Annotated in this window: 10 protein-coding genes and 1 pseudogene; 4 read left to right on the plus strand and 7 right to left on the minus strand. The window is 71.6% G+C overall.

The genetic code is table 11. The annotated features are described in order from the left end of the window. Positions 1 to 228 precede the first annotated feature (228 nt). Together Vqi01_RS14550 and Vqi01_RS14555 are read left to right on the plus strand one after the other, a co-directional pair. A complete protein-coding gene (locus tag Vqi01_RS14550; protein ID WP_204035318.1) occupies positions 229 to 516 on the plus strand; it encodes a hypothetical protein in 288 nt (95 codons plus the stop codon). Between the two features lie 99 nt (positions 517 to 615). Beyond that, positions 616 to 1,056 (plus strand): hypothetical protein, encoded by a 441-nt coding sequence (locus Vqi01_RS14555; protein ID WP_204035319.1) that lies wholly within the window; start codon positions 616 to 618, stop codon positions 1,054 to 1,056. Positions 1,057 to 1,066: 10 nt separating this feature from the next. Here the strand turns inward: Vqi01_RS14555 and Vqi01_RS14560 are convergent, their stop codons facing one another. Together Vqi01_RS14560 and Vqi01_RS14565 are read right to left on the minus strand one after the other, a co-directional pair. Continuing rightward, positions 1,067 to 1,819, minus strand: a complete 753-nt coding sequence (locus Vqi01_RS14560; RefSeq protein WP_204035320.1) for a PASTA domain-containing protein — start codon at positions 1,817 to 1,819, stop codon at positions 1,067 to 1,069. Positions 1,820 to 1,972: 153 nt separating this feature from the next. Then, positions 1,973 to 2,620, minus strand: a complete 648-nt coding sequence (locus Vqi01_RS14565; protein WP_204035321.1) for a PASTA domain-containing protein — start codon at positions 2,618 to 2,620, stop codon at positions 1,973 to 1,975. 123 nt (positions 2,621 to 2,743) lie between these two features. On the opposite strand from Vqi01_RS14565, the gene Vqi01_RS14570 reads away from it, so the two are divergent. Continuing rightward, the gene (locus tag Vqi01_RS14570) at positions 2,744 to 4,009 is read left to right on the plus strand and encodes a hypothetical protein (RefSeq protein WP_204035322.1); all 1,266 of its coding nucleotides are present in this window, start codon (positions 2,744 to 2,746) and stop codon (positions 4,007 to 4,009) included. A gap of 36 nt (positions 4,010 to 4,045) precedes the next feature. Here the strand turns inward: Vqi01_RS14570 and Vqi01_RS14575 are convergent, their stop codons facing one another. Next, positions 4,046 to 5,524 carry a glutamate-cysteine ligase family protein gene (locus tag Vqi01_RS14575; RefSeq protein WP_204035323.1) on the minus strand — a complete coding sequence of 493 codons (1,479 nt, stop codon included), beginning with the start codon at positions 5,522 to 5,524 and terminating at the stop codon, positions 4,046 to 4,048. A 326-nt stretch (positions 5,525 to 5,850) separates the two neighbouring features. After that, positions 5,851 to 6,432, minus strand: coding sequence for a YceI family protein (locus Vqi01_RS14580; RefSeq protein WP_204035324.1), 582 nt, complete (start codon positions 6,430 to 6,432; stop codon positions 5,851 to 5,853). A gap of 101 nt (positions 6,433 to 6,533) precedes the next feature. On the opposite strand from Vqi01_RS14580, the gene Vqi01_RS14585 reads away from it, so the two are divergent. Further along, positions 6,534 to 7,034, plus strand: coding sequence for a MarR family winged helix-turn-helix transcriptional regulator (locus tag Vqi01_RS14585; RefSeq protein WP_204035325.1), 501 nt, complete (start codon positions 6,534 to 6,536; stop codon positions 7,032 to 7,034). Between the two features lie 366 nt (positions 7,035 to 7,400). Here the strand turns inward: Vqi01_RS14585 and Vqi01_RS14590 are convergent. The 3 genes and pseudogenes from Vqi01_RS14590 to Vqi01_RS14600 form a co-directional block, all read right to left on the minus strand. After that, positions 7,401 to 9,851, minus strand: a pseudogene (locus Vqi01_RS14590) (ATP-binding protein); the annotation flags it as partial. A gap of 114 nt (positions 9,852 to 9,965) precedes the next feature. After that, entirely contained in the window at positions 9,966 to 11,120 is a 1,155-nt protein-coding gene (locus tag Vqi01_RS14595) for an acyl-CoA dehydrogenase family protein (protein ID WP_204035327.1), read from the minus strand. 72 nt (positions 11,121 to 11,192) lie between these two features. Then, the gene (locus Vqi01_RS14600) at positions 11,193 to 12,725 is read right to left on the minus strand and encodes an acyl-CoA carboxylase subunit beta (protein WP_204035328.1); all 1,533 of its coding nucleotides are present in this window, start codon (positions 12,723 to 12,725) and stop codon (positions 11,193 to 11,195) included. Positions 12,726 to 12,847 lie beyond the last annotated feature (122 nt).

The following is a 12,847-nucleotide window of genomic DNA, read 5'->3' on the forward strand; positions in this document are numbered from 1 at the left end:
CCGCATGACCCGGGTCACGCACCGTCCCCACCCTGTCTCTCCACGTGATCATCAGGGGTTCGGGACGGTGCAGTCCGCGCGGTCGGGCACCGGTACGCCACCAGCGGATTCCGGGCTCGCCGGGCAAAGCCGCACGTACCGGCCCACGAGACACGACCTCGTTCGCCGGAGGAAATCCCCCGACAACCTCGCCGGCCGTTGAGCCGGCCGAACCCTTCAGGAGCCCATGTGCTTCCCCGCTCCGGTGACGTACTGCACGTGACACGCGCGGCGAGCGTCCAGTTCCGCAGACCCATTTTGTTCCGGGTGATCCGAGTGCTCGACCGGCCGACCTACGACGGCTGGGTCTGGCTCGAAGGCTACGAGTTGAACGCGGCGGGGGACGCGGTCAACCGGCGCTCGATCTTCGTCCAGCGGGCCGGGCTACGGCAGTTGCAGGCCGCTGGGCAGCCGCGTCCGCACACCGTGCGCTCGGCTCGTCGGGCGCCCGCCCGAGGCTCGATGCGGGTGGCCTGAGCATCACGAACGGCCGCCGGCGGGCATACCGACGCCATAGAATCGGTGTGCCCGCCCCGGCACGTCTCCACCCCGCGCGTCCAGGACCTCGAACCTGGGATGGCCATGGTCAATCTGTCCGCGCGGTGGCCCCATCGGTCCCGTATCATCCACTCCTTCGGACTCCTGGCACTGCTCGGTGCCACCATCCTGGTGGTACTGGTCCGCGATCCCGCCCTGTCGTCCACCCGGCTGGCCGAGCCGCTGCCGGCTCCGGAGATCACTGTGGTGGAGAGCGATCCGCTCGAGCCGGACGGGACCGGCGGCGCCTGGGACGAGTTCGCGCCCGGCGCCCCGGTCGGGAGGGCGGCCGGCGAGCCGACCGCCGGGTACGCCTCTCCTCTCCCGTCGGATGACGAATCGGCGGGCACCGACCACGCGACCGGTGAGCAGCACACACCCGACGAGGTCAGACGTTCGCTGTTCTGGTCGGGCATCTTCGGGCTGGCGATCTCGCTCGCCGGCCTGGGGCTCGTCGGCACCAGACGCCGCGGTTGGTGAATCGGAGCGCTCACCCGGTGGGGCTCACCGTGGCGGGCGGCTCGGTGGTCGGCGCACCCGTCGTCGGCGACGGGCTCGCACTGGCCTCGGCAACCACCAGCGTGATCTCGTCGCCGACCTCGACCAGCTCACCCGCCTCCGGATCGGTGGCGATGACGGTGCCCGCCGGCTCCTCCGACGGGCGGTACTCCACCCGGTGGTCGAGGCCCAGTTGGTCCAGCACCGCCCGCGCCGCGGCCTCCGAGTAACCGACCAGTGGCGGCAGCGGCAGTCGCACCGCAGCGGCGCTGGTCGTCGGCGCGGGCGAGGGCGAGCGCGGAGTCGGCGAGGCCGATCGGATGGTCGGGGGTGCCGCTGTCGGCTGCTGCGGAGCCGGCCCGTCGTCGTCCACGGCCTGGCGCGCCAGCCACACCCCCACACCGATCAGGCCGAGCAGGAGCAGCAGGACGATTCCCCAGAGGATCGGCAACCACCAGGGACGGTCCGGCTGCTCGTCGCCGTACCAGTCTCCGTCCGCCAGTTCGCGGTCGTTGCCCGGCCGGATCGACGGCACCTCCGCGCGCCCCGACCATGCCGCCGGCCCCGACCGCTGCGTCGGCGGCAACGGTGCGGTCGCCTCCGGTTTGCCGGATCCCGGCGTACGCCCCAACGGCGCCGTCTCGTCCGGCGTGCGCCCGGTCGGCGCGGTCTCGGGGTGCCCGGCAGCGGCCGGTGGCCACGGGCGGGTCTGGTCGTCGGGGGGCTCCTGGCGGTCGTCGCTCATCGCACGTCCCCTTCCGCCAGCCGGGCGGGCATCGAGGCCCTCGACGGTCAACCTACTGCTCCACCGCCCTGATCACCCTCAACCTGTGGCGTCGGATGCGTGTCACCTGAGCAGAGGCCCGGATCCGGGAGGACCCCAGCCCAAGATCCAGTTTTAGGCGGTGCCGCACCAGATGGAGACGATGTCGTTCCACTGCCGCATGGTGCCGTCAGGAGGATCCTGGGCGGTGACCGTCCCGGACTTCCCGGTCGGGTAGCGAGGCGAGAAACCGTCGTCGACGAGGCGGTCTTTCGCGTCGCTGCAGTCGTCCCCGATCAGGTCCGGCACCTCGTTCGGCGGGGCCGCCCCGGCCACGTTGACCACGACGGTGATGCCGCGCTTCACCGGCGTACCCGCCTCCGGGTTGGTGCTGCGCACGCTGGAGCTGTTTCCCCTGCCGAAGACGAACCGCCAGCCCAGTCCCCGGTCCCGCAGCTCCTCCCGGGCCTCCTCGAAGTCCATCCCGACAAGGTCCGGCACGGTGAGCCCGGTCGGCTGGGCCGGCGCCGCACTGCTCGGCTTGGCGGCCGGGGTCGGCCGGCTGCGCGGCGGCGAGGTGGTGGGTTGGGCGCTGGGGGTAGGGCCACCGGTCGCATCAGCGGACAGGGGCGTTGTCGGCTTCCGGTCACCGGCCAGCACCCAGCCGCCGGTCGCTCCGATGATCGCGAGCAGCACCGCCGCTAGGCCGCCACCGATGATCAGCCTGCGGTCCGGGCCGGCGTCACCGCGCCCCGACCGCCCGTCCGTGGTCCCGTCGTTCATACCGCCCCACCGCCCTATCACCGGCGACCGTATCCGCCGATGCCAAGCACTGTCCGTCACCGTTCGCCGTCTGGTACGGCGCACGACTCGCCGCACCGAGCACAGGACGTTACGCTGCCCGGCATGGCCAGAGTGGGCTGGGGAGGATCGATCGCCACCGCGGCCGGCGTGGCGGCCGGTGCCGGGGCGGCCCAACTGGGATTCGGCTACGGCCTGGGCATCCTCAACTGGGCACCGGCCGAGACCACCGCCAGCACGGCGACCTGGGTGGCGAGCCTGATCTGGGCCACCTGGATCGCGGCCACCTCGACCATCTTCGGTGCGGTCTGCGCCCAGCGGCTGCACGATCGACGCTTTGTCGCCGCCAGCCCGGCGCAGGGTCCCGGTGCCGGCCGGCGGGACGGGGGCAGCCTGTGGTGGGGTGCCCTGTCCGGCGCCGCCGCGCTGGGCGCACTGATCACGGTGCTGCTGGTCGCCGTACCGGCCCGGGTCGCGGTGGTGCCGGACACGCCGTCCCCCCGGGACATGGCCGCCGCGTACGCGGCGCTCGGCGTCCTGGTCGGTGCGCTGGTCGCGCTCTGGGCGCTGCGCTGCCGGGCGGCGGCCACCAACATCATCGCCACGGCCGGCTGGTTGTGGCTGCTCGCCGTGGTCGCCGTGGTCGACTCGGTGCTCGCCGGTCGCGGCCTGACCACCGCACAGCTCGGCATCTGGCAGCTCAGTTCAGGCAGCGACCAGTTCTGGATCCGGGACTACTTCTACTGGCCCGGGGCCGTCCTCTCGCTCGGGTCGGCGCTGCTGATCGGCGCGCTGGCCGCCCGGGCGGGTGTCCGCGACGCCGACCGCCGGGTCGGTGCCACCGCCTCGGGTGCGGCCGGCCCGCTGCTGGTGGCGGTCGCGTACTTCCTGGCTGTGCCGAGGCTTACCGCGATCAGCCCGGAGCAGGTGTCCGCCCACCTGATCGCCCCGTACGCGGTGATAGTCGGCATCGGCGGTTCCGTCCTGGTCGCGGCGCTCGCCCAGCGTTCGGCCCGGCGCGCGACGAGCAGGCCCGACCCCGGCGCAGCCACCGCCGTGCCCCGCCAGCGCACCGGCGACCACGACACGCCCGGCACCGATCCGGTCACCGCAGTCGACACCCCAGCCGTACGCACCGATCCCGCCACGCCCACCGGCCCGGGTGCCGGCGGCACCGCTACCGGCAGCGCCGGTCGTCGGCGCACACCCGCGTCCTCGTCCTCGGCGCCGGTACCCGCCGCACCAGCCACTCGCGGGGCGAGGAGCCGCAAGCCAGCGGCAAAGGCCACCCGGACCACGGAGTCGGCCAGCACCACCGGGACGGCCGATGCCGACACCGCACGCCCCGCTGACGGCGACGAACAGGGCTGACAGGCCCTCATGGGGCCACAGGGACAAACAGGGCGATCAGCCGATCGGCCAGCTGTGCACCGGCTCGTTGGTGCGCTGCAACTCCGCGTAGCGCTGCAACATGTGGCGCAGGGCGGCGTGGCGATCCAGGTTGCGGTGCCGCTCGGCGGCCCAGACCGTGGCGGTCTGCCAGGCCGCCCCGTTACGGCCGGTACGGCAGCGCTGCTCGATGATGCCGAGCAGGCGGTCACGTTCGGCCGGGGCCACCCCGAAGCCGTCGAGTCCCGCCGAGGCGATCGGCAGCAGCACGTCGAGCACCAGCGTGGTTACCGGCACCTCGCCGAGCCGCGGCCAGTGCAGGATGGCGTCCATCCCGCGTCGGGCCGCGGCGTGGAAGTTCTCCTCGGCTGAGCTGAAGGTGAGCTGACTCCAGATCGGCCGGTCGGCCTCGGCCAGACCACGGACCAGACCGAAGTAGAAGGCGGCGTTGGCCAGCATGTCGACGACGGTCGGCCCGGCGGGCAGTACGCGGTTCTCCACCCGCAGGTGCGGGCGGCCGTCCATGATGTCGTAGACCGGCCGGTTCCACCGGTAGACCGTGCCGTTGTGCAGCCGCAGCTCGGCCAACTCGGGTACCCCGCCGGCGTGCAGGACCTCCACCGGGTCCTCTGTCTCGCAGATCGGCAGCAACGGCGGGAAGTAGCGGACGTTCTCCTCGAAGAGATCGAAGATCGAGGTGATCCAGCGCTCACCGAACCACACCCGGGGGCGTACCCCCTGGGCCTTCAACTCGTCCGGCCGGGTGTCGGTGGCCTGCTCGAACAGTGCGATCCGGGTTTCCGCCCAGAGCTGCCGTCCGTACAGGAACGGCGAGTTGGCGCCCATCGCCACCTGCGCCGCCGAGATCGCCTGTGAGGCGTTCCAGTAGTCCGCGAAGCTGTCCGGTGCGACCTGAAGATGGAACTGGAGGCTGGTGCACGCCGCCTCCGGCGCGATCGAGTCGGTGTGCGTACGCAGCCGCTCGACGCCGCGGATGTCGAGTTCGATGTCCTCGCCCCGGGCACCGACGATCTGGTCGTTGAGCACCCGGTACCGCTCGTTGGTGGAGAGGTTGTCCGCCACCAGATGACGCTCGGTCAGCGTGGGCAGGATGCCGACCAGGACGATCCGGGTGTCCGACCGGGCTGCCCGGTCGTTCGCCCGGGTCAGACTGCCGGTCAGATCACGCTCGTAGTCGGCGAATCCCCTGCCCTCGATGAGCCGCGGGTTCGCGTTCAACTCGAGGTTGAAGCGTCCCAGCTCGGTCTGGAACAGCGGATCGGCGATGGCAGCGAGGATCTCGTCGTTGCGCATGGCGGGTTCGGCGTTCGGGTCCACCAGGTTGAGCTCGATCTCCAACCCGGTCATCGGCCGGTCGGCATCGAACCCGAAGTCGTCCAGCATCAGCGCGAAGACGTCCAGACAGCGGCGGACCTTCTGCCGGTACCGGACCCGGTCCTCACGGGAGAAGGCGGCTCGGTCGACGTCCCTGCCCATGTTTCCTCCCGGCGCGCGACGCGACGGAACGATCTCCGCTCCGCAGCGCAGTGTGAACCATACTCGGTAAAAGCGCCGAACCGATCGGCCCGGAAGGCCGGTCCATTGTCGCAGCCCACCCGGTTGGCCAGCGGAACCCCGACCGACCGGGTCGGCGCCTCTGCCAGCATCTCTACCCAGCCCGAGAGGGCAGGCCAGCGGGTCGACCGGCGGCCAAGCTGTGACAATTCACATCGCGCCGCCGGGACGACCGCGGGGGCCGGCGCGGTCGGAGAACGGCCGACCGGCCCGTGCGGGGCGCGGGCCGGTCGGGGGGCGTACGAGAATCAGGCCTGGCGGATGGCTTCGCCCTCGATCTCGATCTTGATCTTCTTGCCGACCAGGACACCGCCCGACTCCAGGGCGACGTTCCAGGTCAGGCCGAAATCCTCGCGGTCGATCTCGGCCGTGGCCGAGAAGCCGAAGATGTCCTGACCGAACGGGCTGCGGCCGACGCCCTCGAACTCGACCTTCAGGTCGACCGGGCGGGTCACGTCCTTGATGGTGAGCTCACCGGCGAGGACGAACTCGTTGCCCTCGTGGGACTTCACCCCCGTGCTGCGGTACTCCAGGGTGGCGAACTTCTCCACGTCGAGGAACTCCGGGCTGCGCAGGTGCGCGTCCCGGTCGGCCTGCGCGGTGTTGATGCTGGCCGCCTGGATGGTGGCGGTGACCGACGACTGGAGGGGCTCCTCGGCGATGGTGATGGTCGCGCTGGCGTCGGCGAAGTCACCGCGCACCTTGCTGACCATCATGTGGCGGGCGACGAAGCCGACCCGCTTGTGCGCCGCATCGAGCAGGTAGGTGCCGGCCGTCGGGATGGTCAGGCCGTTCCAGTCGCGGGTAACCGACTCGGTGCTGCTGGTCATGAAAGACTGCCCTTCAAGAGATTGATTGCTTGCACAACTGCTGTGTAAACAACTATACATCAAGCAACATTCCCCGTGTCAAATACTGGTATGATGGGCTGGTGAACCCGAACGTGTTCGACGACCCTCGGATCACCGCTGTCGGCCTGCTCTTCGAGGTGCACGCCGGGTTGTCCGCCAGATTCGCGGCCCAACTCGACGAGCACGGGCTGTCACCGGTCGAGTTCGAGGTGTTGACCCGACTCGCCCGATCGCCCGGTGCCCAGCTCCGGATGACCGACCTCGCCGCCCAGACCTCCCTCTCCACCAGTGGTGTCACCCGGGTGGTGGACCGGATGGAACGCGACGGCCTGCTCACCCGGCGTGCCTGCCACTCCGACCGGCGCAGTTCGTTCGCGGTCGTCACGCCGGCCGGGTTGAGCCGGCTCGACGCGTGCCTGCCCGGCCACCTGCAGCTCATCGAGGACTGGTTCACCGGCCAGCTCGACCCGTCGGCGCTGGAGGCCGTGCTCGACGGTCTACGTCGGGTACGCGATGCCGTCAACCCCTGCGCCACTGCCGGCAGCAACGGTGACTCCGACGAGGCGGCCGAACCGTGCTGATGCTTGCGGCGGAACGATCGTCGCGGCCTCGCCCAACCGTCCGGCCGACCCCGCCCCGCCGGAGAACTCTCCGTGTCAGGCAATCCAGCCGAGCGTGACGGACACCGGCAGAAAGACCGGCAGAACTGGTCGACCAATGGTCGATAGTTCGTCAAACCCGACAGTTGGTCTGGCGCCGCCTGGCTACTCTCGCTTCAGCGGGGGCGCATCGGGGGGTGCCGGCGCGGGCGATGAGCGAGGGGTGGCAACAGGGGGCTTCCTCGCCCGCGCCACCCCCGTTCGCATCGCTGGCCGGCCGGGCCGTTGGCCCGGCCGGTCGCGCTCGGCGGTAGTGTCCGCAAGCGTCTCGCTCCGGGCCACGGACAACGCGTACAGCAACTCCTCCTCGGGCCGCAACAGCCGGATGCCGGTTTCCCGGCAGACCAGGTCCAGCCGTTCGAGCACGGTCGGATCCGAGGTGCTCACAGCCAGGCCGACCAGCGCCTCCACCACCGTCCGACGGGTCCGGTCCGCCCCGACCGTCTCCGCTGCAGCGGCGAACCACTCCGCGGCCACCTCCCGATCACCCCGGTGCAGGGCAAGGTGCCCCTCGACCAGCGCGCCGGTGGCGCCCAGCGGGCGCAGTTCGACGAGCACCCGGGCAGCCTCGACGGCCCGGCCGTCCTGGGCGAGCGCCAGCCCCAGCGTGCCGAGCACCCGCCGCCGCTGCCCCGGCGGGCTCAGGTCGGCGAGAGCGCTGAGCACCCGCCGCGCCTCGTCGACCGCCTCGGCGTACCGGCCTTCCAGGCGCAACACCTCCGCGACCGTGCCGCGAGCCAGCACCCGCAGGCGCCGCTCCCCGCACTGCCCGCTGAGCCGGTCCACGGTGGCGAGCCGACGACGCGCGGCAGCGAGTTCGCCGACGCGGATCTCGTGCCACGCGAGGTGATGCTGGGCGACCGCCATCTGACGGGTCAGCCCACCGTCGGTGGCCACTGCCAGCACCGTCTCCGCCTGGTCCCGCGCCTGATCCGTCCGGCCGGTAGCGGCCAGCAGGGCGCCCAGCACCATGCGCGCCTCCACCTCGCCGGGTACGTCGTTGAGGCGGCGGAACGCCTCCAGCGCCACGCGAGCGCTGCGTACCTCCTCACCCGCCGCGCCGTGCTCGTCGGCAAGCAGTGCGACGCCGAGCGACGCCCAGGCCCGCAGCGCCGGATCAGCGTCGGCGGTACGCGGATCGGCGAGCAACCGCAGCAGCCACTGCCGGCCCGGCACGTCCCGCCCGCGCAGTCGCCACCACGACGGCAGGCTGGCCGCCAGGCGCAACGCGGTCAGCGGATCGTCCACCGCCGCAAACCCGAGCGCGGCGCTGATGTCGGCGGTGACCTCGTCGAGCCGGTGTGCGGCGGCGGTGGCAGCGGCACCGGCCAACCCGGGTGCGGTGCGTTCCACCAGCCGGGTGACCACCCGGGCATGCCGGCGGCGGATCGCGGTCGATTCGCCGGCACCGGCAGCCTGCTCGACGGCGTAGTCGCGGACCGCGTCGACCAGCCGGAAACGGAACGGCCCACCGCCGCGTACGCTCAGCAGCCCCAGGTCGAGGAAGCGGTTCAGCAGAGGTACCGGATCGGCGGTGCCGGTATCGGCGAGCATCTCCTCGGCCAACTCGACGGACCAACGGTTGCGGAACGCGGCGAGCCGGCGCAACGCCATCCGTTCCTCGTCCGCGAGCAGCCGGTAGCTGGTTGCCACCGCGTCCCGCAGCGTCTCCACCACCGCCGCCCGCGCGTCGTCGCCCCGGGACTGGCCCGCCGCCCAGCCGCTGGGGGGCGCCACCGAGGTGTCCAGATCCAGGACGCGGTCCCCGTAGCGGTCGAACAGTTCGGTGAGGTCGAGCAGCCGCCCACGCGCCGCCATCAGCTCGATGGCCAACGGCAGCCCACCCAGCCGCCGGACCAGCGCGGCGAGCGCCGGCAGCTCGTCATCCGACGGTGGCTCCGGCCGGACCTGGGCCAGCCGCGCGGTGAACAGCGCCACCGCCGGATATCCGGCGAGCGCCGCCGGGTCGGTGACACCGGGCGGCGGCACATCCAGTGGTGACACCGGGCGGACCCGTTCACCCGGCAGCCCCACCGGGTGCCGACCGGTGACCAGTACCCGCAGCGACGGCACCGTGTCGAGCAGCCGTCGCAACGTCCCGGCCACCGGGTCGGGTGCCCGTTCGGCCGCGTCCACCAGCAGCAACGCCGGCCGGTCACCGAGGCGGGCGGCCAACTCGGCCACCCGGGCCGCACCGAGGACCGTCACCGCGGCGGCGAGCACGTCGGGAACATCCGATCCGGTCCCCACCAGCACACCGGCGGTGCCGCCGGGGTGGGCGGCGGCGACGGCGTGTACCGCCGCCAGCGCGAGTGCCGTCTTGCCGACCCCAGCCAGCCCCACCAGGCTCACCAGCCGGGGGCCGCGCGGATCGGTCAGCGTCGTGACCAGTTCGGCCAGGTCCGGTTCCCGGCCGATCAGCTCGGGCGGCGGCGGTATGTGCAGCGGCGTACCCGGATCAGGGGGTGCAGCCGTCACGCCGGTTCCCCGGGCGGCGGCCAGGAAGGCGGCTCGGTCCCCGCTGGCCAGTCCGAGCGCGCCGGCGAGCAGTTCGACGGTGGTGCGCTGTGGCCGCGCGGAGCGGCCCCGTTCCAGGTCGCGGACCGTCCGTACGCCGATGCCGGCACGCGCCGCCAACTCGGCCTGGGTGAGGCCGGCGGCCAGGCGATGCCCGCGCAACATCCCGGGCAGGGTGGAGGACGGTTCCGAGCCGGATTGACGATCATGACCCGAAGTCATGGGCAGGGACACTACGGGCCCGTCCCGACAGCCGGCACGGCATCGTCGGCCACCCGACCGGGCGATGCCGAAACCCGACACCGGCCCGGCCGGCCGGGCCCTGCTGCCCGGTGCCTACATGCCCAGGTCGCGAGCGATGATCATGCGTTGCACCTCGGAGGTGCCCTCGCCGATCTCCAGGATCTTCGAGTCCCGCCAGAACCGGGCCACCGGGTACTCGTTCATGAAGCCGTACCCGCCGTGGATCTGGGTCGCCTCCCGGGCGTTGTCCACCGCGATGGTGCTGGCGTGCAGTTTGGCGATCGCCGCCTGGCGCTTGAACGGCTCGCCGGCCAGCATCCGGGCCGCCGCGTCGTAGTACGCCAGCCGGGCGGTGTGCGCCTTCATCTCCATGTCCGCGACCTTGAACTGGATCGCCTGGTAGTTCCCGATCGGCTGGCCGAAGGCGTGGCGCTCCTTCGCGTACTTGATCGACTCGTCGACGCAGCCCTGCGCGAGGCCGACGGCCAGCGCGGCGATGGCGATCCGGCCCTCGTCGAGGATGCGCAGGAACTGGGCGAAGCCCCGGCCGCGCTCGCCGAGCAGGTTCTCCGCCGGCACCCGGCAGTCGTCGAAGATCAGCTCGTGGGTGTCCGAGGCGGTCCAGCCGACCTTGGAGTATCCCGGCGCGACGATGAAGCCGGGCGTACCGCTCGGCACGATGATGGTGGACAGTTCCTTCGAGCCGTCGGGGCGGATGCCGGTGACGGCGGTGACGGTGACCAGCGCGGTGATGTCGGTGCCCGAGTTCGTGATGAACGCCTTGGCGCCGTTGATCACCCATTCGTTGGTCGACTCGTCCAGCACGGCCCGGGTCTCGGTGCCGCCAGCGTCCGAGCCGAAGCCCGGCTCGGTCAGCCCGAACCCGGCCAGCGCCTCACCGCTGAGCAGCTTCGGCAGCCATCGGGCCTTCTGTTCGTCGGTGCCGAAGCGGTAGATCGGCATCGCGCCGAGCGAGACCGCCGCCTCCAGGGTGATCGCCACGCTGGAGTCGACCCGGGCCAGTTCCTCCAGGGCCAGGCAGAGAGCGAAGTAGTCGCCCCCCATGCCGCCGTACTCCTCGCCGAAGGGCAGGCCGAACAGCCCCATCTTGCCCATCTGCCGGATGATCTCGTACGGGAAGGTGCGCTGCTCGTAGTGCTCGGCGATGACCGGCGCGACCACCTCGCGGGCGAAGTCCCGCACGCTGTCGCGCAGCGCCTTCTGTTCCTCGCTGAGCCGGAAGTCCATCGGGTTCCTCCTGTGTGGACGGAGCCGCCGGGCGCTCGTGACGCCGGGACGGGTGGTGCCGGGCCGGCCGGCTCAGACAGGGGTGACCCCGTGCCGGCGGCGGGAGAAGTGCCGTTCCTTGCCACCGGCGGCGGCGAACCGGCGGACCAACTCGGCGCGCAGCTCGTGTGGCTCGACGATCGCGTCGATCACCAGTTCGCTGGCCAGCCGGACGATGTCGATGTCCCGCTCGTACTCCGCGCGCTTGGCGGCGACGAAGGCGGCCCGTTCGGCCTCGTCCTCGATCGCGGCGATCTTGTTCGCGTACACCGCGTTGACCGCGGCCTCCGCGCCCATCACCGCGATCTTCGCGGTGGGCAGGGCGATCGTGGCGTCCGGCTCGAAGCCCGGACCGGCCATGGCGTAGAGGCCGGCTCCGTACGCCTTGCGGACCACCACACAGATCTTGGGTACGGTCGCCTCGGAGATCGCGGTGATCATCTTGGCGCCGTGCCGGATGATGCCCTGCTTCTCCACCGCGCTGCCGACCATGAACCCGGGCACGTCAGACAGGAACAGCAGCGGCACGTTGAACGCGTCGCAGAGCTGCACGAACCGGGTCGCCTTGTCGGCCGAGTCGACGAAGAGCACCCCACCTTTGAACATCGAGTTGTTGCCGACCACGCCGACGACCTCGCCGTTCAGCCGGCCGAACCCGACGGTCAACTCCTTGGCCCAGAGCGCCTGGATCTCGAAGAAGGAACCCTCGTCGAGCAGGCCCCTGACGTACCGCCGCATGTCGAACGCCTGCCGCTCGCTCGCCGGCACCAGCGCGGCCAGGTCGGCCTTCTCCGGCGCATGCTTGGCGGGCGCCGTCGGCGGCGCCTGCGTCCAGTTCGCCGGCAGGTACGACAGGTAGCGCTTCACCACGTCGAGCGCCTCGGCCTCGGACTTGCAGAGGAAGTGCCCGACGCCGGACTCGGCGCAGTGCACCTTCGCCCCGCCCATCGCCTCCAGGGTGGTCTTCTCGCCGGTGACCATCTCGACCATCCGGTCGGAGCCGAGATACATGCTGGCGTTGCCGTCGACCATGGCCACCACATCGCAGAACGCCGGGATGTACGCCCCACCGGCCGCGCTCGGCCCGAACAGCGCGCAGACCTGCGGGATCGAGCCGGAGGCGCGGACCTGGTTCCAGAAGATCTTCCCGGCGCCGCGTCGCCCGGGGAACAACTCGACCTGGTCGGTGATCCGGGCCCCGGCCGAGTCGACCAGGTAGACCATCGGCACACCGTTGTCGTACGCCCGCTCGATGATCCGGATGATCTTCTCGGCGGTACGCGCACCCCAACTGCCGGCCTTCACGGTCGAGTCGTTGGCCATCAGACAGACCTGGCGACCGTCGATGGTGGCCGTGCCGGTCACCACGCCGTCGGCGGGCAGCCCTTCGGCAAGCGCGTTGGCGTAGAGCCCGTCCTCGACGAACGACCCTTCGTCGACCAGCAACGCGACCCGCTCCCGCGCGAACAGCTTCCCCTTGGCCGAGTTCGCCGCGTGGTACTTCTCCGCACCGCCGGCCCGAACCCGCTTGCGCAGTTGCTCCAGCGCCACACCGTCACCCGTCACCCCGGCCCCCATCCCGACCGACCTGAACGATCGTTAGGTTACCCCACCCCACCCCCGCCTCACCACGCCCCACGCCCGCCCCACCCCCGCGATCTTGCACTTCTCGTCGCCGCATATCGCCA

The sequence above is a fragment of the Micromonospora qiuiae genome, assembly GCF_016863555.1.
GTDB lineage: Bacteria > Actinomycetota > Actinomycetes > Mycobacteriales > Micromonosporaceae > Micromonospora > Micromonospora qiuiae.